Origin of the sequence: Caballeronia sp. INDeC2 (assembly GCF_023631325.1) — a bacterium.
GTDB lineage: Bacteria > Pseudomonadota > Gammaproteobacteria > Burkholderiales > Burkholderiaceae > Caballeronia.
Genome location: NZ_JALQDG010000011.1, coordinates 1 through 20,991 on the forward strand (window position 1 = coordinate 1; position 20,991 = coordinate 20,991).

The window sequence follows — 20,991 nt, forward strand, 5'->3', positions numbered from 1 at the left end:
CATTACCAGCTCCGAAGAACCGGCCGCACCCAGCAATCAAGCGCCCACACTTATCGGCTGTTAGTTTTTAAAGAGCACATCGCAGGACAGTCACTACCTCACCACCGTCTTGCGTCGCTGCATCAGCAGCAGAGAAACGAGATTATGAACAACCCACCGGTTCGTGTCAACAAGAATTTCAAGCTTTCGTTTCTTGCCAACCGCGCTCAGAACCTTCTACTGCCTGCCCCGAGCACACCACCGATACCGCCCACTCCCGCTTCCTTCGCGTTCATCGAATCGCGAAGGAACGGAATTCTAGTGAGTGAATCCCGGCTCCGCAAGGAAGATGCGAAAAAATAATTTTGACCGCTGCGGGTGCCCGTCGCCGCGCGTGGATCGACGTACTGCTACGCCGCACGATAAAAGCATCGCCCGAGCGACTACAATCAAAGGTTCACCGCACCTAATCCACTTGTATCTATATGCGCTCGCGAATCGCAAAACGTATTCCCCCGGATGCCGACAAGCTCGTCAGCCTCTCCCTCGCGCTCTTCGCGTCCGGTAGCCGTGTCGAGGATCGATTCTGGGAAGCTCGCCTCGACACCCTCATCGCCAAACTCGTGCGTAACGGCAATCAGACGACGCTCGATGCCGCGCTCGACCATCTGCAGCAAAATCATCCCGATGCCTATGGCGCACTCGCCGATATGGCCGAGACGCACAGCGAGTCATTCAAGGTCGACATCGACGGCGCGCCCCACGAAGCATTACTGATTTCCGCGCCGGTGCTCGCGTGGACGCGCTACGCGATCCCGTCAGGGGCGCTGAAAGGCGAAGCCGTCGATGCCCTGCGCACGCAGATGCAGGCGCACGTCCTCGCCGCGGACGCGCGCGTCGCCGTCGCGCCCTATCTCTATAGCATCGACCAGTTACCGCGCCACCACGTCGATACCGCACGCGTCGCGCAACAGTTGTTGCAAACGGTCTTGAACGGAAGCGCCGCGCGCCTAAATTTGTCGGACCTGCCCGAAACCTCGCCGATTCTCGCGGACCCGCGATTCCTGCTGGCCCTCGTCGTCGTACCGGCTGGCGCGGCCTTCTTCCGCTGGCAGGAAGACGAAAACGGCAGCCGCGTCGAGCGTGGCCAGTGCCTCGAACAGTGGGCAGCTCAAGGTGGACCGAGCTTCGCCGCCATCTTGCCCGGCTGCGAATTCGAGTGCCTGCTTCCCGACGCCTACTACTCGGCCTGCCGCGATGCCGACGAGCAGGTTCGTCCACACACTGTACGCACCGCCGTCCGATACCTGTTCGACACGCTTGGCACCGCGCCTCAGGATTTACGCGCGGTCATCGCGGGCTTCGGCGAACGGCGCATCGACGAATACCGAATCGGCTTCACGCGGCGGGGCAGCAATGATGTGATCTACGGCGTCGTGTGGCCGCTCTACGGACGCGAAAACGGAGAGTTGGGGATGGACGAGGACGCGGCCGATCTCGAAGGCGCCGACGGACCGGTCGAGGAAATCGTCGAGTTGCTGAAGAAAACAGGCGTCTCCGACGTACGGCGTCATGCGGGGCGCTTCGAGCCGGAATTTTGCGACGACTGCGGTGTGCCGCTCTACGCCGATCCGCTCGGTGAAATCGTTCATGCCGAGATGCCCGAGGACGCTGAGCCGGCGCAGCCTCATTTCCACTGAAACCGGCGAAAGAGCCGTTATCGACCAATGACGAACCCCGCCCTCGCGCGGGTTTTTGTGTATTTATGCCTATGCCGTTCGGATAGGGGGCCAAATCAGCTTAAATTTGTCAATATAGCTACTGACGCCGAAATGTAAGCCGGCGTCGAGTCCCGTAGCCGAGGGCAGCGGGTGTATTGACACGAGGTAAAGCATGATAATCAACATTATTGGTTCCGACGCCGAGCGCCGGGCGGGCCTTAAAACATTGCTGCGCCGTGTTGCGCGTCAGGCGCAATTCACCGAGGCGAAGGATTGGAGACAAGCCCGTTCCGCCTTGAAACGCTCCGAACCCGACATGATCGTGATCGACTGGTTACCGGAGATGCGTACCAGCGACCTTCAGATCTTGCTCGACGAAGCGCCCCGCGTGCCGGCGGCGATCATGGTCGACCGCTGCGGCGCCGCGCTGGTCTACGCGCTGATGAGCGTCGGTGCGATGGGTGTGATCCCGCGCGCGCTCGACCCGCTCCTGATCCTTCGCGCGCTGGAGATGGTGCTCGTCGGCGGCCACTACATTCCGCCTGATGTGGTCGACCCGGAACTGACGCTCGAACTCGCCGCTCGCCGCGCTCGGGACATCGCCAAACTGCCGCACAAGATCCGCCACCATCCGGCTCTGTCGCCGCGGCAGCAGCAGATCATGCGTTGCGTGCACATGGGCAGCACTAACAAGATGATCGCGAAGACGCTCGGCATCAGCGAAGGCACGGTGAAAATCCACCTTGCAAGTATCTTCCAGCAACTGGGCGCAACGAATCGCGCCGCCGCGGTCGCCATCTACAACGGCGTCCAAAACTCGCATTTGGAAATCCTGCGCAGCGGAAGCGAGAGAACCGTGCGTGCCGTCGCGGGGCAGCCGGGCGTCATTCCGCTGCGCCGACCGAGGACGCGTTATCCGTCGCTTCTCGACAGCGACGCGGCCGCGCTCCCAATGGCGGCCGAGCCTGAATCGACGTTCTAGCAACAATCGGGGCAAACGGGTTCGTCCTTTGCGCACACGTTTTACGCGCAACGAGTAATATGCAGGCATGGGGTTCTTCTACACACCGCTCCCGCTTTGGCTTACCGTCGGCGGCTGGATCGTCGCCGTCGGAGTGCTCGCGCTCGCGCTGCTGCAGCGCCCGTTCGCTCGTCTGCAGGACGCCACGCTGCAGAACGTGTGGCTCGGCATCATCGTCGCGGTTTCGGTGTTGTGGGCATGCAACGCATGGTTCGATGACGGACCCGTCATCCATCTGTTGGGCGCGACGCTGATGGTCACGTTGTTCGACTGGAGGCTCGCGCTCATCGGAACGGCTGCGACCACAGGTCTCGCCGCGGTCGTTCTCGATGCCTCCTGGCTCTCGGTGGCGACCACCTATCTTCTCTTCGGCGCACTGCCCGTCGCGGTCTCCACTCTGCTTCAGCGTCTGAGCAACGCCTGGTTGCCGCGCAATCTGTTCACGTTCATTGCCGGACACGGATTCATCACGTCAGCTGCGGCAGTGGCGGCGGCATGCGGCGCGACCGTACTGGTCGAGATGGCGCTCGCCAGCGGTCCGTTCATCGTGCCTGCCGCGTTCACGCGAGGCTCGCTGCTGCTAGGCGCGGGCGAAGCGCTCTTCACCGGCTTGCTCACGATTCTGATCGCCGTCTACAAGCCTGCGTGGATCACCACGTATGACGTGCGCCGCTATCGCCTCGATCGCGGTCCGCGGGTTTAAGTCTCGCGAATTACACCCGCCTCGTGCCATCCAGTTCGCCGGATATCGGATTCCGGGCGATGGGCGCGCGCACAAAGTACGATAAGATTGAACTCCTTCCCCACACGGCGCATCTTACTTTGCCCGTGTCTTCTTAGCGCCAGACTTGATGGAAAGTAACTACGCACCGCGCCGGCTCCTGCGGCTCGTCGGCCGGTTGGCGGTATGCGCATCACTAGCATGCGCGGTGTCCGCTTTTGCCGATTCGCTCGACGAGCGCAATGAACTGATTCACCACTTCGTCACCGACTTCAAGGCCAACCCGCTCGTCGCGGATTGCGCCGCGCACGGCAACTTCATCGCCAGCACGTCTTCGGCTTTCGATCACGTCGAATTCCCGCCCAACTCGTTCGATGCCTCGCATTCCGCGATCGAACCGTGGAACGATTCCTTCGACGAGAGGAAGCAGCGCATCAAAGTGGACAATGTCGTGACCGTCGAGGGTCAAGGCATGCCGAAGAACGGCGAGCGCGATCCCACTCCGCTCAAGTTCCGCTGCGGCTACGTCGGCAGTCAGATGCTCGCCTTCGGCTGGAACGATCCTGTGCCGGCATTGCGCCCGCGCGCCGAACCGCGCTCGACCCACAGCACGAAGGGCAAGCACGGCGCGAAAGCGAAGGCAACGACGGGCAAGACGAAGAGCACGTCGAAGTCTTCTGCAAAGTCGGCGACCAAGAAAACTACCAGGAAGCACTAGCCGCTATCGTCACTGCAACGAAGACACCATCGAAAAAGGGCGTGGCCGCTTGACGCGCCCACGCCCTTTTTTCATTAGAGGCAAGTCGCCGGCCGTCAGCCGCCAAACGACTGCAGATGCCACAGAATGGCCTGCAGCATCGACGCACCCAGCGCAGCGCTCCGCGCTCCGTTCCAGCCGACGCTCTCATCCGGCAGATTCGCGTTGTCCTTAAACGGCATCTCCAGCGTAAGCGACAGACACTTGTATTCGTTGCCGATGTACTTCGACGCGAGCTTCAACGCATCCGTCTGATACTTGCTCGACTCGTAGCCGTACACGTCCTGGAAGTCCGGGCTCGCCTGCTTGAAGAAGTCGACGAACGCCTTCTGCTCCTTCGCCTGCTGCGCGGTGAAGCCCGGCAGCATCTCCGAGCCCGCGACGAACACATAGGGAATGGCTTCGTCGCCGTGGATATCGAAGAAAAGGTCGCAGCCGGTCTCCGCAATGGCCTCGCGCACGACGAGCACTTCCGGGCTGCGCTCCGCGCTCGGCTCCATCCACTCGCGATTCAGGTTCGCGCCCGCGGCGTTGGTGCGCAGGTTGCCGAGCACGCTGCCATCGGGATTCATGTTCGGCACGATATGAAAGATGGCCCGTTCGAAGAGCGCGCGCGCAACCGGATCGCCCGCCCAGTCGCCGAAGCCCGCGAGTCGCTTCACGAGCCCTTCGACGAACCATTCCGCCATCGTCTCGCCCGGATGCTGACGCGCGATGATCCAGACTTTCTTCTTCGGCTCGGCGTCGCCGAAGTCCGGGATGCCCAGCGAGAGCACCGACATCGGGCGGCCCTGCACCGTTCTGCCGAGTTCGGTCAGCGTCGCGAGCGGCATCTGCTGAACCGCGCCGAGAAATTCCGAGTGGCGCTCCTCGCTGTACGGCTCGAAGTACGCGTAATAGATACGGTCGAAGTCCGGCGTGTGATCGATCTTCATCACCTGACCGTCGTACTCCGTCGACACGCGGAACCAGTTCACGCGGTCGTAGCTCGCGACCGCTTCATAGTCGCGCCAGCCTTCCGGGAACGCGCACTGCGCCGCGTTCTCGAAGGTCATCACGAGACGCTCGCCCCGCGCGCCGGACACGCGAAAGTAGAACCATTGCGCGAACTCGGCATGCGAGTCGGGACGGATGCGCAGCCGAATGTCCTCGGGATCGTCGGCGTTGATCACTTCGATCGCGCCCGCGTCGAAGTTGCTTGAAATGGAGAGTGTCATCTGCGTTTCCTTGCGTGCTTGCCGCGCGGGTCTCATTCCCCGATGCGGCGACGAAATACGTATGTCGTGTCGTTCGACGCCTTCGAGTCGAACGTGTAGCCTTCGCTGTCGAAGCGCTTGAGCGCTTCCGGCTCGTCGATGCGGTTCTCGACCGCATAGCGCGCCATCAGACCGCGCGCGCGCTTCGCGTGAAAGCTGATGATCTTGTAACGGCCGCCCTTCCAGTCCTCGAAAACCGGCGAGATGACCGGCGCCGCGAGCAGCTTCGGTTTGACCGACTTGAAATATTCTTCCGACGCGCAATTCACCAGTACGCGCGCGCCGCGCTGTTTCTTCAACTGTTCGTTGAGCGCCGCCGTGATGCGCTCGCCCCAGAACGCGTAGAGATCCTTGCCGCGCGCGTTCGGGAATTTCGTGCCCATTTCCAGTCGATACGGCTGCAGCAGATCGAGCGGCCGCAGCAAACCGTACAGTCCCGACAGCACGCGCACATGTTTCTGCGCGAAGTCGAGATCGCCCGAAGAGAGCGTCTTCGCGGCGAAGCCTTCGTACACGTCGCCGTTGAACGCGAGCACCGCCTGCTTGGAATTGCGCGCATCGAAAGTCGTCGACCACTCGGCGTAACGCTGAAAATTCAGCGCCGCGAGCTGGTCCGAAATGCCCATCATGCCGCCGATCTGCTGCGGCGAGAGTTCGCGCAGTCCGTCGATCAGCTCGGCGGCGTCATCGACGAACTGGGGCAGCGTGTGCTTCCTGATATGAGCAGGCGTCTCGTAGTCGAGCGATTTGGCGGGAGAGAGAACGATTATCATGGAGGCTCGCCGGCACCCCGCCGGCGATCATTGGCATAAACCCCAGATTGTATCGAATGGACCATTCCGCCGCGCCGTTGCCGTTGCCATTGTCGCCGCCGATGCGCGTGGTGCTCGATTCGAATGTGTGGATCGACATCCTCGTATTCGACGACGCCGCCACGCGCCCGATTCACGCGGCCCTCGAAGCCCGCACGCTCGAAGCGCTGATCGACGAACGCTGCCTGCGCGAGCTCACACGCGTGCTCGACTATCCGCAATTCGTGCGCATGGAGGTCGACAAGACCGCCGCGCTCGCGACCGTCGCGCGACTGTCGACGTTCGTCGCCGCGACCTTCGAAGAAAGCGAACGCCCGCTGCCCAAATGCCGCGACCGCGACGATCAGAAGTTTCTCGAACTCGCGCATGCGTCGGGCGCGCAATGGCTCGTCTCGAAGGATCGCGCGGTACTGAAGCTCGCGCGCCGCATCGCGCGCGACTTCGCCTTTCGCATTGCCGAACCGAAACCCTTCGTGCTCGAATTCGAAGCGCAGGCGGCCATCGGCTGATGCTGTCTTAAAATAGTCGCGAGCCCTATTCCACGTCCATACGATCATGAACGCCACGCACGAATTGCCGCCGACACCACCCGAGCTTTCTTTCCCGTCGCGTCTGCCCAATGTGGGCACGACCATCTTCACCCTGATGAGCGCGCTCGCGACGCAAAAAGGCGCGGTGAATCTCGGTCAGGGTTTCCCCGATTTCGACTGCGATGCGCGCGTCGTCGATGCGGTCGCCGGCGCGATGCGCGACGGCCACAATCAATATCCGCCGATGGCGGGCGCCGCGCCCTTGCGCCAGGCGATCGCGCGCAAGATCGACGCGCTCTACGGCCGCGCCTATGACCCTGACACGGAAATCACCGTGACCGCCGGCGCGACGCAGGCACTGCTTACGGCCATCCTGTGCTGCGTGCATCCGGGCGATGAAGTCGTCGTCATCGAGCCGATGTACGACAGCTACGTGCCGTCCATCGAGCTCGCGGGCGGCAAGCCGGTGTTCGTGTCGCTCGAGGCGCCCGACTACGCGCTGCCCTTCGACAAGATCGCCGCCGCGATCACGCCGAAGACGCGGCTCCTGATGATCAACACGCCGCACAACCCCACCGGTCGCGTATGGCGCGCGGAGGACATGAAAAAGCTAGAGGAGATCGTGCGCGACACCAACGTGCTGATCGTCTCCGACGAAGTCTACGAGCACATGGTCTACGACGGCGCGCCGCACGAAAGCGTCTCGCGCTATCCGGAGCTCGCGAAACGCAGCTTCGTCGTCTCGAGCTTCGGCAAGACCTTTCACGTGACCGGCTGGAAAGTGGGCTACGTGGCGGCGCCCGCCGCGCTCACCGCCGAATTCCGCAAGGTTCACCAGTTCAACGTGTTCACCGTGAACACGCCGATGCAGGTCGGTCTCGCGCACTATCTCGAAGATCCGAAGCCGTATCTCGACCTGCCCGCCTTCTATCAGAAAAAGCGCGACTTCTTCCGCGCGGGACTTGCGAACACGCGCTTCTCGCTTCTGCCTTGCGACGGCACGTATTTCCAGTGCGTCGATTACTCGAAGATCAGCACCATGCCCGAAGCCGAGTTTGCGCAATGGCTCACGAGCGAAATCGGCGTCGCCGCGATTCCCGTATCGGCGTTCTATCACGAGAGCCATGAATCGGGCGTCGTGCGCTTTTGCTTCGCGAAGAAAGAAGAAACGCTCGCCCTCGCGCTCGAACGTCTCGCCAAGCTCTGAGCGACAGCGCGCCTGCCGAGCCGCATCGAACCCGACGCCACGCGCGTTCCCATTCCCGAGGAGCAGGACCGCATCATGAGCCAGCACGAATACAGGATCGAGACGCTCGGCATCGTCGGCAGCGGCGCGATGGGGCGCGGCATCGCGCAGATCGCGGCGCTCGGCGGGCTGAACGTGCATATCTACGACACGAATCCGAAAGCGCTCGCCGCCGCGCGCGAATATCTGTCGGAGACGTTCGCGAAGCTCACCGCCAAGGGCAAGCTCAAGGAAGCCGACGCGCACGCGGCGCTCGCGCGCATCCGCGATGCGGGCGACACGAGCGAGTTGTCCGGTTGCGATGCCATCGTCGAGGCGATCGTCGAGAATCTCGGCATCAAGCGCGAGCTGTTCCGCGAGCTCGAAGCCGTGGTCGGCGAGCATTGCATTCTGGCGTCGAACACGTCGTCGCTGTCGATCACCGCGATCGCCGCCGGCTGCGCGCATCCGGGGCGCGTCGCGGGCTTTCACTTCTTCAATCCGGTGCCGCTGATGCGCGTCGTGGAAGTCATCGAGGGCCTGCGCGGCGATCCGCGCGCCGGCGACGCGCTGATGGACCTCGCGCGCCGCATGGGCCACACGCCGGTGCGTGCGAAGGACATGCCGGGCTTCATCGTCAATCACGCCGGACGCGGCATGAACACCGAGGGCTTGCGGGTGGCGAGCGAAGGCGTCGCGAGCTTCGCGGATATCGACCGCATCATGCGCGAGCAGGCAGGCTTTCGCCTCGGGCCGTTCGAACTGCTCGATCTCACCGCGCTCGATGTCTCGCATCCGGTGATGGAATCGATCTATCACCAGTTCTATGAAGAGCCGCGCTTCAGGCCGTCGCCGATCACGGGCACGCGGCTCGCGGGCGGCCTCATCGGGCGCAAGGCAGGCGTTGGGTTCTATCGTTATGTCGATGGCAAGCAGGACGTGCCGCCCGAACCCACCGCGCCCACGCGGCTGCCGGCGCGCGTCTGGATCAGCCGGGCGTCGCACGCGGGACGCGAGGAGGTGCTCAAGCTGATCGCCAAATGCGATTGCTCCGTGCACATCGACGCGGGCCACACGCCCGAGCCGGATTCGCTGATCCTCGTGACGCCGCTCGGCCTCGATGCGACGACTGCCGCCGTCAACGAACATCTCGACGCCACGCGCGTCGTCGCCGTCGATACGCTCTTCCCGCTCGACACGGTCGCGCGCCGCACGGTCATGACGACGCCCGCAACCGCGCCCGCCATGCGCGACGCCGCGCACGCGCTCTTCTCCTTCGACGGCGTGCCCGTCACCGTGATCCGCGATTCGACCGGCTTCGTCGCGCAGCGCGTCGTGGCGACGATCGTGAACATCGGCTGTGATATCGCTCAGCAAGGCATCGCGACGCCCGAGGACATCGACCTCGCGGTGACGCTGGGTCTCGGCTATCCGCACGGCCCGCTCGCGCTCGGCGACGCCATCGGCGCGGCGACCATCCTCACGATCCTGCGCAACATTTACGCCGTGCTCGGCGACCCGCGCTACCGGCCGGCGCCCTGGCTTACGCGGCGCGCCCAGCTCGGACTTTCGCTTACCCATATCGAGGAGCTCAGATGAGCGCCGAACTACTGACAGATCGTCCCGCGGGCAGCGACACCACGCTCGTGCTCAAGTTGTCCAATCCCGGCGCGCGCAACGCGCTGCATCCGGACATGTACGCCGCCGGCATCGAAGCGTTGAACACGGCGGAGCGCGACAACACCGTGCGCGCGATCGTGCTGACCGGCGCCGACAACTTCTTCTGCGCGGGCGGCAATCTGAATCGCCTGCTGGAGAATCGTGCGCAGGATCCGTCGGTGCAAGGCGCGAGCATCGACTTGCTGGCGGAATGGATCAGCGCGCTGCGGGCATCGACGAAACCGGTGATCGCGGCAGTCGAAGGCGCGGCGGCGGGCGCGGGCTTTTCGCTTGCGCTCGCGTGCGATCTGATCGTCGCCGCCGACGACGCCAGGTTCGTCATGTCGTATGCGCGCGTCGGCCTCACACCGGACGGCGGCGCTTCGTGGTTCCTGTCGCGCGTGCTGCCGCGCACGCTCGCGAGCGAAGTGCTGCTCGAAGCGAAGCCGATCGGCGCGGCGCGCCTGCATGAAGTCGGCGTCGTGAACCGGCTGACGAAGAAAGGCATCGCACTCGATGCGGCCATCGCATGGGCCGACGATCTCGGCAGCGTGTCGCCGAAAGCGCTGGCGCGCATCAAGTCGCTGATCAACGCCGCCGACGTGCAGCCGCTCGCCGCGCATCTCGACATGGAACGCGACAGCTTCGTCGATGCGCTCCATCACGGCGACGCGCTCGAAGGCATCACCGCGTTCCTCGAAAAGCGCCAGCCGAATTATCGTTAAGCTCATGGCTCACTACGAATTGCCGAAGCGCCGCCGCATCTTTCTGATGCGTCATGGCGACGTCACGTATTTCGACGACAGCGGCCGCGCGATCGATCCGGAAAGCGTCCCGCTCAACGAACGCGGACGCGAGGAAGCGAGCGCGGCGGGCCGCGAGTTCGCCGCGCAAGAGATTCGCTTCGATCGCGTGATCGTGAGCGGATTGCCGCGCACGGTGGAAACGGCGCGGCGCGTGCTAGCGGAAACGGGTCAATCGATCGATCCGGAAATCTGGCCCGAATGGCAGGAAATTCGCGGCGGCAAACTCAAGGACCTCACGACGTCGGACATCGAGCGCGCGTTCCTTTCCGTGTTCGATGGCGTCGTGCCCGAAGAAACGCGCTTTCTCGGCGGCGAAACGATCGGCGAACTGCTCGACCGCGCGCTGCCCGCGCTTGCGCGTCTGCGCGACGATCGCTCGTGGGATACGGTGCTGCTCGTGCTGCATGGCGGCGTCAATCGCGCGCTGCTCTCGCATGCGATCACCGCGGGCGGCCGCGCGTTCTTCGGACATCTGTCGCAGGCGACGGGCTGTATCAACGCGCTCGACGTCGGCGACAAGTCCGGCGACTGGGTCGTGCACGCGATCAATCATTCGCCGCCGTCGCCGCTGCACGCCGACGTGCGCAACACGACGATGGAACTGCTCTACGCGCAGTTCGTACGCTACAAGCCCGGCGACATGGACTGACGGCGCCGCGCAAAAAACGGAGGAGACGATGCAGGAAGACGAACCGAACAAGCACTCCGATTTCTCCGCGTTCGAAGGAACGCGCCCCGTGCAGGACAAACAGCGTTTCGACACCGATGCCCTTTCGACATGGCTCGCATCGCATGTCGACGGCTTCAGCGGCCCGTTGAGCGTCGAGCAATTCGCGGGCGGCCAGTCGAATCCGACGTTCAAGCTCGTCACGCCCACGCACAGCTATGTGATGCGCGCGAAGCCGGGACCGGCAGCAAAGCTTTTGCCTTCCGCTCATGCCATCGAGCGCGAGTATCGCGTGATGGACGCGCTCGCTTCCACCGATGTCCCCGTCGCGCGCATGCTCGCATTGTGCGAGGACGAAAGCGTGATCGGCCGCGCGTTCTATGTGATGGAGTTCGTGCAGGGCCGCGTGCTGTGGGATCAGTCGCTGCCCGGCATGACGCCCGCCGAACGCGCCGCGATCTATGACGAAACGAATCGCGTGATCGCGGCGCTTCATACGGTCGATGTCGAAGCCGCCGGTCTGTCGAGCTACGGCAAGCCGGGAAATTACTTCGAACGGCAGATCGGGCGCTGGAGCAAGCAATACGTCGCCTCGGAGACCGAGACGATCGACGCGATGCATCGCCTGATCGAATGGCTGCCGCAGCACATCCCGCAGAAGCAAAACGCGCGCGTCAGCATCGTTCATGGCGATTATCGGCTCGACAATCTCATCTTTCATCCGAACGAGCCGCGCGTGCTTGCCGTGCTCGACTGGGAACTGTCGACGCTCGGCGATCCCCTCGCCGACTTCGCGTATCACTGCATGGCGTGGCATGTCGATCCATCGCAGTTTCGCGGCATCGCCGGGCTCGACTGGGCCGCGCTGGGCATCCCCGATGAAGCCGCCTATTTGAAGCGCTATTGCGAGCGCACGGGCTTTGCGATCGAAGGCGACTGGAACTTCTATCTCGCCTACAACATGTTCCGCATCGCCGCGATCCTGCAAGGCATCATGAAACGCGTCGTCGATGGAACCGCCGCGAGCGCGCAAGCCGTCGATGCAGGCAAGCGCGCGCGGCCGATGGCCGAACTCGCGTGGCAATACGCGCAAAAAGTCGGCCGATAAGAACGAGGGAGACGAACGCATGAACTTCGATTACACGCCCAAGGTGCAGGCATTGCGTGAAAAGCTGCTCGCGTTTTTCGATGCGCACATCTATCCGAACGAGCGCGCTTACGCGGAAGAGATCGCGGCCAATCGCGCGGCCGGCAGCGCATGGATTCCGACGCGCCTGATCGAAGGCCTGAAGGAAAAGGCGCGCGCCGAAGGACTCTGGAATCTCTTTCTGCCTGCATCGGAACGCGGCGCGGGCCTGACGAATCTCGAATACGCGCCGCTCTGCGAAATCATGGGCCGCGTGCCGTGGGCGCCGGAAGTATTCAACTGCGGCGCGCCCGACACGGGCAACATGGAAACCATCGAACGCTACGGAACCGATGCGCAAAAGGCCCAATGGCTCGAACCGCTGTTGCGCGGCGAAATCCGCTCGGCGTTTCTGATGACGGAGCCGGAAGTCGCGTCGTCGGATGCGACGAACATTCGATGCAGCATCGTGCGCGACGGCGACAGCTACGTCATCGACGGCCACAAGTGGTGGTCATCGGGCGCGGGCGATCCGCGCTGCAAGGTCTATATCGTGATGGGCAAGACCGACACGCAAGCGCCCAAACACGCGCAGCAGTCGATGATCCTCGTGCCCGCCGACGCGAGCGGCATCACGGTGAATCGGCCGCTCAATGTCTTCGGTTACGACGACGCGCCGCACGGCCACATGGACATCACGCTCGACAAAGTGCGCGTGCCGGCGACGAACATGCTGCTGGGCGAAGGACGCGGCTTCGAGATCGCGCAGGGCCGCCTCGGGCCGGGGCGCATTCATCATTGCATGCGGCTGATCGGACTCGCTGAACGCGCGCTTGAACTGATGACCAAGCGCACGCTCGGGCGCGTCGCCTTCGGCAAACCGATCGCGCATCACGGCGTGACGCAGGAGCGCATCGCCGAGGCGCGCATCATGATCGAGCAGGCGCGGCTTCTGACGCTCAAGGCCGCGTACATGATGGACACCGTCGGCAACAAGGGCGCGCGCGGCGAGATCGCGATGATCAAGGTGGTCGCGCCGAACGTCGCATGTCAGGTCATCGACTGGGCGATCCAGGCGCACGGCGCGGGCGGCATCTGCGACGACTTTCCGCTCGCGTATGCGTATGCATCGGCGCGCACGCTGCGGCTCGCCGACGGCCCCGACGAAGTGCATCGCAACGCCATCGCGAAGCTGGAGTTCGGGAAGTACGCCGACGTCTGAGGAAGCTACGAGGCGCCCGGATCGCGCAAGCCGAAGAGCGCGGCCGAATCCACCGTCAGCACGAGCTCGCCATGCTGGTTGTGCGCTTCCCAACGCGTCTGCACGATGCCGCGATCCGGCTTGCTCTTCGACACGCGCTTGTCGAGCACGCGCACGGTGAGCCGCACCGTATCGCCGACGCGCACGGGTTTGATCCAGCGAATGTTGTCGAGGCCGGGCGAGCCCATCGAGGTCGAATCGCCGACCATGTCGCGCACGAGGATGCCCATCATCGCGGAACACGTGTTCCAGCCGCTTGCGACGAGCCCGCCGAAATGCGACGCCTCGCCGGCCGCTTCCGACAGATGAAAAGGCTGCGGATCGTAACGCTCGGCGAATTCGACGATCTCCTCTCGCGTGAACGTGTGCGCGCTCAGCTGCACGGCGCTGCCGATATCGAAATCCTCATAAGCGTATTTCATGCAAAAGCTCCTCGATGAGCGTCAGTTTTCGGTGACAAAAAAAGCGGGAAGCGCCGCGAAGCGCGCGAGATGATGATCGACATCGCCCAGCGTCGTCTCGATGATCGACAGGCGCTTGAACCAGTGCGCCGCGGGCAGTTCGTTGGTCATGCCCATGCCGCCGTGCAACTGCACCGCCTGTTGCCCCACGAAGCGCGCGGCCTGACCGACACGCGCCTTCGCCGCCGAGATGGCCTGTGCGCGTATCACGGCATCGTCGCTCGCGTAACGCGCGGCGGCGAGATAGGCGATCGAGCGTGCTTGCTCCGCGTGGATCAACATGTCGACCATGCGATGCTGCAGCGCCTGAAAGCGCGCGATCGGCATGCCGAACTGCTGGCGTTCCTTCGTATAGTCGACGGTCGCACGATTGAGCGCGTCGAGCACGCCCAGTGTTTCCGCGCATAGCAGAAAAGTCGCGTAATCGGCGATCCGCTCGAAGGTCGCGGCGCCCGTATCGCGGCCAGCGAGGCGCGTCGCGGGGGTCTCGTCGAAGGTGAGCGTCGCGGCGCGTTGCCCGTCGATCGTGCGGTACTCCGTAATGCCAGCCTTCGCCGCATCGTTCGCGACGATGAAAACCGCCACCTCGCCCTCCACACGCGCCGGCACGATCCAGTAATCGGCTTGCGCCCCGTGCTGGACCATCGACTTCGTGCCTGTCAGCGTGAAGCGCTCGCCGTCACCGCTCGCGGTGGTGCGCAGATCGAAGAGATCGTAGCGCGCATGCGGTTCGTGGAATGCAACCGAAAGACGTATCTCGCCGCGCCCCGCCTGTTCGAGCAAGTCGCCCGCGATCGCACTGCCCTTTAGCGCCGCGAGCCGCAACGCTTCGATGCCCACGGCCGTCGCCCAATACGGTTCGACGACGAGCGCGCGCCCGAGCTCCTGCATCACGACGAGCATGTCGAACGGACCGCCGTCGAAGCCGCCCTGCGCTTCTGGAACCGGCAACGCGAGCAGACCGAGTTCGGCGAACGCGCGCCAATGTTTCTCATCGACGCCCGCCTGCGACGCGACGACCTTCTGCCGCGCATCGAACGCATATTCGTTGTCGAGATAACGGCGCAGCGCATCGCGGAACTGCTGCTGTTCATCGCTGAAAGTGAAGTCCATGCGCGCTCCTCAAAGTCCCAGAATCATCTGCGCGATGATGTTCTTTTGAATCTCGTTCGAGCCGCCGTAGATCGATGTCTTGCGGAAGTTGAAGTAATACGCGGCGAGCGGCGCGGCATCGTCGTCGCCCGTGACGCTATGCGAGCGTTCGCCTTCGAGGAATGCGGGATCGAAAGCGGCTGCCTGTGGGCCGATCGCTTCGACCATCAGTTCCGTCAGCGCCTGCTGCACTTCGGTGCCTTTGATCTTCAGCATCGACGCTTCCGGACCCGGGCCTTTGCCGCCCGCCTCGCTCGCGACCACGCGCTGAACCGTCACTTCGAGCGCCATCAATTCGATTTCGAGCGCGGCGATTTTCGCGGCGAAGAGCGGATCGTAGAGGAGCGGCTTGCCGCCCTTGTTGCGATCCAGCGCGAGTCGCTTGAGAAACAGCAACTCGCGTTTCGACTGCCCCACACGTGCGATGCCCGTGCGCTCGTGTCCGAGCAGATACTTCGCATACGTCCAGCCGCGATTCTCCTCGCCGACGAGATTTTCGGCCGGCACTTCGACATCCTCGAAGAAGACTTCGTTGACTTCGTGATCCTCATCGAGCGTGATGATCGGCCGCACTGTGATGCCGGGCGTCTTCATATCGATCAGAAGGAACGAGATGCCTTCCTGTTTTTTCGCTTCGGGATCGGTGCGCACGAGGCAGAACATCATGTCGGCGTGTTGGCCGAGCGTCGTCCACGTCTTCTGCCCGTTCACGATGTAGTGCTCGCCGCGACGTTCGGCGCGCGTGCGCAATGACGCGAGATCGGAGCCGGAGCCCGGTTCCGAGTAGCCCTGGCACCACCAGTCGGTGCCGTCCAGAATGCGCGGGAGATAGCGGGACTTCTGCGCGGCGCTGCCGTACTTCATCAGCACCGGCGCAACCATCGATACGCCGAAGGGCAGCACGATCGGCGCGCCGGCGCGGGCGCATTCTTCGTCCCAGATATGTCGCTGCGTCACGTCCCAGCCGGGACCGCCGTATTCCTTCGGCCACGCGACCGCCGACCAGCCGCGCGCCGCGAGCAGCTTGTGCCAGCTCGTGTAGTCGTCGCGGCTTAGACGCTTGTGATCGAGAACTTTGTCGCGCAGCGCGCGTGGAAGGCTGGCTTCGAGCCAGTCGCGGACGTCGGCGCGAAAGGCGTCGTCGGCGGGGGAATAACTGAGGTTCATGCGCGGTGTCTCCCTTATGGCCCGTCCCGAGCCAGAAGAGACGCCGCGCGCAGCCTTACTGCAGCGGCTCTTTCAATGCTTCGGGAACAGGCAACGGCATCACGTCGATCCCTTCCTCGAGCAAGGCATGCGCGTCCTCGGGCGTCGTGACGCCGCGAATGTTGCGCGCCGGCGCCTCGTTGTAGTGAATGCGCCGCGCCTCCTCGGCAAACCGCTCGCCCACGTTTTCGGTCTTTTCGATCAGCTGACGCATGAACTCCAAGGCGCGCGCCTGAAGTGCCGCCGCTTCCGGCGCGGCTTGAGGCTGAGTGGACTGCGGCGATGCCTCGCCTCGCGTCGACGACAAGTTCAGGCGCGGTGCGGACGGCATACGGCTCACGTCCGTTGCCGAGCAAACCGGACATGCAACCAGCTTGCGTGACAACTGCGACTCGAACTCATCGGTCGATGCGAACCAGCCTTCGAACCGATGTTCGCGCGAGCACTTTAAATCGAGGACCTTCATGCTGATGGGGCTTCGTTGAAGTTTATCTCAAAATCGCGTTTTGTGAACGGTCGTTCTAAACATTGGACACGTGCCAAGGACCGCCGGGCGACGAAGCGCCCATTCTAGCCGGTCGGCTCGGCCGACGCTTTTGCTGACGCAAAAAAGACAAAAGCGGCCGAGGCCGCTTTTGCATGTATTCGTCTGAAATCGCTCAATCGGCAATCGTCTCGCCGAGCTTCCATTCGCCCGCGCGGACTTTCTCCAGCCAGAAAGCGCCGATAATCGTCTTCACGTCGCTGATGCTGCCGTCCTTCACCCAGTTCATCAGTTGCGCTTCATCGGCGATGAAGGTTTCGAGGAACTCGCCTTCGTCGAGCTTGGCATCGCCCGCTTGCAGGCCGCGCGCGAGATAGATGTCGATGAACTCGGTCGAATATGAAATCACCGGATGGATACGCGTGAGGAAGGTCCACTCGCGCGCGGTGTAGCCCGTCTCTTCCTGCAACTCGCGCTTCGCGCACGTCAGTTCGTCTTCGTTGGGATCGAGCTTGCCCGCCGGAAACTCGAGCAGCACGCGGCCGACCGGATAACGGAACTGGCGTTCGAGCAGCACACGGCCGTCGTCGAAGACTGGCAGGATCATCACCGCGCCGGGATGCTCGACGAACTCGCGCGTCGCGTGCTTGCCGTCCGGCAATTCCACGGTATCGCGCTTTAACGTGAGGAATTTGCCCTCGTGCAACGTGACGCTTTGGACCTTCTTTTCGATGAGGCCGTCGTCCTTGCCGGGAATCGAAGATTGATCTGCCATCTTGAGCCTTGTGCCTTGAAGCAAGCTGCCGACGGCGAAGAGCCGTCAGCGGCGTTTGACGAGATACTGATACGTGAAGCCCGGAAAGGCCAGCACGATGAACAGACTGAAGGTAACGGCATAAAACTGCCATTCCTGATCGAATCGGTTGCCGGCGCGCGCTTCGAGCAAGAAGCCAAGCGCGCCGACCACGAAATAAAGAACGATCAATTCGCCGATGCGAATCCACGCGCTCTTCTTCGCCGCCTTGCGTCCCGTTGGCGCAGCAAGGCGCACCGGGACGACGGCGAAGAGACGCTGATTCAGGAACGGCACATTGGCGAAAACGAGCGCCAACAGGACGATGAACCAGCCCGCCGCCGACATTACAGCGGCAGCGTGTGCGAGATTGCCGTCAGGCACGCCGTCATCAGCGGACCCGGCACCAGGCCGAGCACCAGCACGGCGAGGCCGTTGAACGCGAGCAGCGAGCGGTTCAGGCCGCCGGCCATGATCGGCGATGCGTCCTGCGGTGCATCGAAGTACATCAGCTTCACGATACGCAGGTAGTAGAACGCGCCCACGAGCGAGGTCATCACGGCGAGGACGGCGAGCCACGTAAGGCCGGCGTTCATCGTCGCTTCGAGCACGGCGAGCTTCGCGTAGAAGCCGACCGTCGGCGGAATGCCGGCGAGCGAGAACATCATGATCATCATGACGAACGCGAACACCGGGCTGCGCTGGTTCAGGCCCTTGAAGTCGTCGAGCATTTCGGCTTCGAAGTCGCGGCGCGCGAGCAGCATGACCACGCCAAACGTGCCCAGCGTCGTCACGAGATAGATGATGCTGTAGAACATCGCCGAGCTGTATGCGCCGGCCGCGCCCGTCAGCTTGCCGTCGACCACGCCGGCGAGCAGGCCGAGCAGCACGAAGCCCATGTTGGAGATGGCCGAGTAAGCCAGCATCCGCTTGATGTTCTTCTGCACGATACCCGTGATATTGCCGACGATGAGCGACAACGCCGCGAGAATCACGAGCATCTCTTGCCAGTCCACCGCGAACGGCAGCAGGCCCATCACGAGGAAACGCAGGCCCCACGCGAATGCCGCAACCTTCGGACCGCCGCCGGTAAGCAGCGTCATCGCGGTCGGTGCGCCTTGGTACACGTCGGGCACCCACATGTGGAACGGCACGGCGCCCATCTTGAAGGCGACGCCGGCAACCACGAAGATCACGCCGAACAGCAGCACGGCATCGTTGATGCGGCCCGAAGCGACGGCCTTCAGCACTTCGTTCAGTTCGAGCGAACCGGTCGCGCCGTAAAGCATCGAGATGCCGTACAGCAGGAAGCCGGATGCGAGCGCGCCGAGCACGTAGTACTTCATCGCCGATTCATTCGACTGCGGCGCATCCTTGCGCAGCGCGATGACCGCGTACAGCGACAGCGACATCAGCTCGAGGCCGAGATACAGCGTGAGGAAGTTGTTGCCCGAGATCATCACGCACTGCCCGAGCAGCGAGAACATGCCGAGCAGGAAGAAGTCGCCGCGGAACAGGTCGCGATCTTCCAGATACTTCTTCGAATAGATGATCGACACCGCGTAGCCGAGGCACACCACCGCCTTCATCGCGCTCGCGAACGGATCGACGATGTACATGCGCGTGAAGAAGTAATGCGGCGTCGGGTCGAGCGCCGTGACGGCGAACCATACGCCGACGACGATCGTCGAGACGAGCGCGATCAGATAGGTCGTCCCGCGGCTCTTCTCGCCGAACACCGTGTCGTTCAGCCAGGCCAGAACGACCGCGGCCATCAGGATCGCGTCGGGCCAAAGAATACTCATAGAGGCGTTTTGCATGATCTTTTAGTTCCTCCGCACGACGTTACTGAGCCAGCGGCAGCTTGGACTGCGCGACGTGGGAGAGAAGGTTTGCCACGGATTCGTGCATCACATCGGTAAAGGGCTTCGGATGCAGGCCCATGTACAGCGTGAAGACTGCGAGCACGGCGAGCATCAGGAACTCGCGCTTGTTGATGTCCTTGAGCTTCGCGACGTGATCGTTCGCGACCGCGCCGAAGTACACGCGCTTGTACATCCATAGCGTGTAGGCCGCGCCCAGAATCAGCGTGAACGTGGCGAGGAACGCGATCCAGAAGTTGTACTTCACCGCCGCCAGAATCACCATGAATTCGCCGACGAAACCCGAGGTGCCCGGCAAGCCGCAATTGGCCATCGCGAAGAGCATCACGAACGCGGCGAACTTCGGCATCGTGTTGACGACACCGCCGTAATCCGCGATCTGGCGCGAGTGGACGCGGTCATAGAGCACGCCGATCGACAGGAACATCGCGCCCGAGACGAAACCGTGCGAGATCATCTGGATGATCGCGCCTTCGACGCCGAGCTGGCTCGACGGCCCGAACATGAAGAAGCCGAGCGTGACGAAGCCCATGTGCGCGATCGACGAATACGCGACGAGCTTCTTCATGTCGGTCTGCACCAGCGCCACGAGGCCGATGTAGATCACCGCGATCAGCGACAGCGTGATGACCACGGGAGCCAGAAAGTGGCTCGCGTCCGGCGCGATCGGCAGCGAGAAGCGCAGGAAACCGTAGGCGCCGAGCTTCAGCATGATCGCCGCCAGCACGACCGAGCCGCCTGTGGGCGCTTCCACGTGCGCGTCGGGCAACCACGTGTGCACCGGCCACATCGGCACCTTCACGGCGAACGCCAGGAAGAACGCGATGAAGAGCAGCACCTGCGGCGTCATGTCGAGCTTCGCGGCTTGCCACGTAGCGAGATCGAACGTATGCGTCTGCGTGTAGAGATACAGCAGCGCGACCAGCATCAGGAGCGAGCCGGCCAGCGTGTACAGGAAGAACTTGAACGCCGCGTACACGCGATTCGGTCCGCCCCACACGCCGATGATGATGTACATCGGAATGAGCGTGGCCTCGAAGAACACGTAGAACAGCAGGCCGTCCGCCGTCGAGAACACGCCGATCATGATGCCCGAGAGAATCAGGAACGCGGCCATGTACTGCGACACGCGCTCGGTGATCACGTCCCATCCGGCGATCACGACGATCACCGTGATGAGCGCGGTCAGCACGACGAACCACATCGAGATGCCGTCCACCCCGAGGTGATACGTGATGTTGAAGCGCTCGATCCAGTTCGACTGCTCGACGAACTGCAGCGCGGCCGTGGACGTATCGAAACCGGTGATGAGCGGAATAGTGACGATCAGCCCGAGCACCGAGCCGATCAGCGCCACCCAGCGCGCGGGCGCCGGGTTCTGATCGTTACCAACTGCGAGGACCAGCAGGCCGAAAACGATCGGCAGCCAGATCGCGACACTGAGAATCGGAAAAGAGTGCATAGGATCCCT

Annotated in this window: 22 protein-coding genes; 12 read left to right on the forward strand and 10 right to left on the reverse strand. The window is 63.1% G+C overall.

What is annotated here, in order from left to right; genetic code table 11:
- From NCS28_RS08395 to NCS28_RS08415, 5 genes are all read left to right on the forward strand, one after another.
- A partial coding sequence (locus tag NCS28_RS08395) for a hypothetical protein (RefSeq protein WP_250513393.1) occupies positions 1 to 342 on the forward strand: 342 nt, incomplete at its 5' end.
- A gap of 122 nt (positions 343 to 464) precedes the next feature.
- Positions 465 to 1,679: a DUF2863 family protein gene (locus NCS28_RS08400; RefSeq protein ID WP_250513394.1), complete on the forward strand. Its 1,215-nt coding sequence runs from the start codon at positions 465 to 467 to the stop codon at positions 1,677 to 1,679.
- Between the two features lie 193 nt (positions 1,680 to 1,872).
- Positions 1,873 to 2,682, forward strand: a complete 810-nt coding sequence (locus NCS28_RS08405; RefSeq protein WP_250513395.1) for a response regulator transcription factor — start codon at positions 1,873 to 1,875, stop codon at positions 2,680 to 2,682.
- Positions 2,683 to 2,749: 67 nt separating this feature from the next.
- On the forward strand, positions 2,750 to 3,424 hold the full coding sequence (locus NCS28_RS08410) for an energy-coupling factor ABC transporter permease (RefSeq protein WP_250513396.1): 675 nt from the start codon (positions 2,750 to 2,752) through the stop codon (positions 3,422 to 3,424).
- Positions 3,425 to 3,572: 148 nt separating this feature from the next.
- Entirely contained in the window at positions 3,573 to 4,160 is a 588-nt protein-coding gene (locus NCS28_RS08415; protein WP_250513397.1) for a BspC domain-containing protein, read from the forward strand.
- A gap of 95 nt (positions 4,161 to 4,255) precedes the next feature.
- On the opposite strand, the gene NCS28_RS08420 is transcribed toward NCS28_RS08415, so the two are convergent.
- Positions 4,256 to 5,416 (reverse strand): M14 family metallopeptidase, encoded by a 1,161-nt coding sequence (locus NCS28_RS08420; protein ID WP_250513398.1) that lies wholly within the window; start codon positions 5,414 to 5,416, stop codon positions 4,256 to 4,258.
- Between the two features lie 32 nt (positions 5,417 to 5,448).
- On the reverse strand, positions 5,449 to 6,228 hold the full coding sequence (yaaA, locus tag NCS28_RS08425; protein WP_250513399.1) for a peroxide stress protein YaaA: 780 nt from the start codon (positions 6,226 to 6,228) through the stop codon (positions 5,449 to 5,451).
- Positions 6,229 to 6,284: 56 nt separating this feature from the next.
- Between yaaA and NCS28_RS08430 the strand changes: the two genes are divergently transcribed.
- The 7 genes from NCS28_RS08430 to NCS28_RS08460 all read left to right on the forward strand — a co-directional run bounded on the left by NCS28_RS08430 (position 6,285) and on the right by NCS28_RS08460 (position 13,502).
- Positions 6,285 to 6,776, forward strand: coding sequence for a putative toxin-antitoxin system toxin component, PIN family (locus NCS28_RS08430; protein ID WP_250513400.1), 492 nt, complete (start codon positions 6,285 to 6,287; stop codon positions 6,774 to 6,776).
- Positions 6,777 to 6,822: 46 nt separating this feature from the next.
- Complete coding sequence (locus NCS28_RS08435; protein WP_250513401.1) at positions 6,823 to 8,004, forward strand: pyridoxal phosphate-dependent aminotransferase; 1,182 nt, start codon at positions 6,823 to 6,825, stop codon at positions 8,002 to 8,004.
- 75 nt (positions 8,005 to 8,079) lie between these two features.
- On the forward strand, positions 8,080 to 9,621 hold the full coding sequence (locus tag NCS28_RS08440; protein WP_250513402.1) for a 3-hydroxyacyl-CoA dehydrogenase: 1,542 nt from the start codon (positions 8,080 to 8,082) through the stop codon (positions 9,619 to 9,621).
- Positions 9,618 to 10,406 (forward strand): oxepin-CoA hydrolase, alternative type, encoded by a 789-nt coding sequence (locus tag NCS28_RS08445; protein WP_250513403.1) that lies wholly within the window; start codon positions 9,618 to 9,620, stop codon positions 10,404 to 10,406. The genes NCS28_RS08440 and NCS28_RS08445 overlap by 4 nt, the downstream gene beginning before the upstream one ends.
- Positions 10,407 to 10,410: 4 nt before the next feature.
- Positions 10,411 to 11,136, forward strand: coding sequence for a histidine phosphatase family protein (locus tag NCS28_RS08450; RefSeq protein ID WP_250513404.1), 726 nt, complete (start codon positions 10,411 to 10,413; stop codon positions 11,134 to 11,136).
- Between the two features lie 28 nt (positions 11,137 to 11,164).
- Complete coding sequence (locus tag NCS28_RS08455; RefSeq protein ID WP_250513405.1) at positions 11,165 to 12,262, forward strand: phosphotransferase; 1,098 nt, start codon at positions 11,165 to 11,167, stop codon at positions 12,260 to 12,262.
- Between the two features lie 19 nt (positions 12,263 to 12,281).
- A complete protein-coding gene (locus NCS28_RS08460; protein ID WP_250513406.1) occupies positions 12,282 to 13,502 on the forward strand; it encodes an acyl-CoA dehydrogenase family protein in 1,221 nt (406 codons plus the stop codon).
- A 5-nt stretch (positions 13,503 to 13,507) separates the two neighbouring features.
- Here the strand turns inward: NCS28_RS08460 and NCS28_RS08465 are convergent, their stop codons facing one another.
- From NCS28_RS08465 to NCS28_RS08500, 8 genes are all read right to left on the reverse strand, one after another.
- Entirely contained in the window at positions 13,508 to 13,963 is a 456-nt protein-coding gene (locus NCS28_RS08465; RefSeq protein ID WP_250513407.1) for a MaoC family dehydratase, read from the reverse strand.
- A gap of 21 nt (positions 13,964 to 13,984) precedes the next feature.
- Positions 13,985 to 15,115, reverse strand: a complete 1,131-nt coding sequence (locus NCS28_RS08470) for an acyl-CoA dehydrogenase family protein (RefSeq protein WP_250513408.1) — start codon at positions 15,113 to 15,115, stop codon at positions 13,985 to 13,987.
- A gap of 9 nt (positions 15,116 to 15,124) precedes the next feature.
- Positions 15,125 to 16,321 carry an acyl-CoA dehydrogenase family protein gene (locus NCS28_RS08475; RefSeq protein WP_250513409.1) on the reverse strand — a complete coding sequence of 399 codons (1,197 nt, stop codon included), beginning with the start codon at positions 16,319 to 16,321 and terminating at the stop codon, positions 15,125 to 15,127.
- 55 nt (positions 16,322 to 16,376) lie between these two features.
- Complete coding sequence (locus tag NCS28_RS08480) at positions 16,377 to 16,826, reverse strand: DUF1178 family protein (RefSeq protein ID WP_250513410.1); 450 nt, start codon at positions 16,824 to 16,826, stop codon at positions 16,377 to 16,379.
- A gap of 193 nt (positions 16,827 to 17,019) precedes the next feature.
- Positions 17,020 to 17,619, reverse strand: a complete 600-nt coding sequence (locus tag NCS28_RS08485; protein ID WP_250513411.1) for an NUDIX domain-containing protein — start codon at positions 17,617 to 17,619, stop codon at positions 17,020 to 17,022.
- A 45-nt stretch (positions 17,620 to 17,664) separates the two neighbouring features.
- Positions 17,665 to 17,985 carry a DUF2818 family protein gene (locus tag NCS28_RS08490; RefSeq protein WP_250513666.1) on the reverse strand — a complete coding sequence of 107 codons (321 nt, stop codon included), beginning with the start codon at positions 17,983 to 17,985 and terminating at the stop codon, positions 17,665 to 17,667.
- The gene (gene nuoN, locus NCS28_RS08495; protein ID WP_250513412.1) at positions 17,985 to 19,457 is read right to left on the reverse strand and encodes an NADH-quinone oxidoreductase subunit NuoN; all 1,473 of its coding nucleotides are present in this window, start codon (positions 19,455 to 19,457) and stop codon (positions 17,985 to 17,987) included. The genes NCS28_RS08490 and nuoN overlap by 1 nt, the downstream gene beginning before the upstream one ends.
- A 25-nt stretch (positions 19,458 to 19,482) precedes the next feature.
- On the reverse strand, positions 19,483 to 20,982 hold the full coding sequence (locus NCS28_RS08500; RefSeq protein WP_250513413.1) for an NADH-quinone oxidoreductase subunit M: 1,500 nt from the start codon (positions 20,980 to 20,982) through the stop codon (positions 19,483 to 19,485).
- Positions 20,983 to 20,991: the final 9 nt, after the last annotated feature.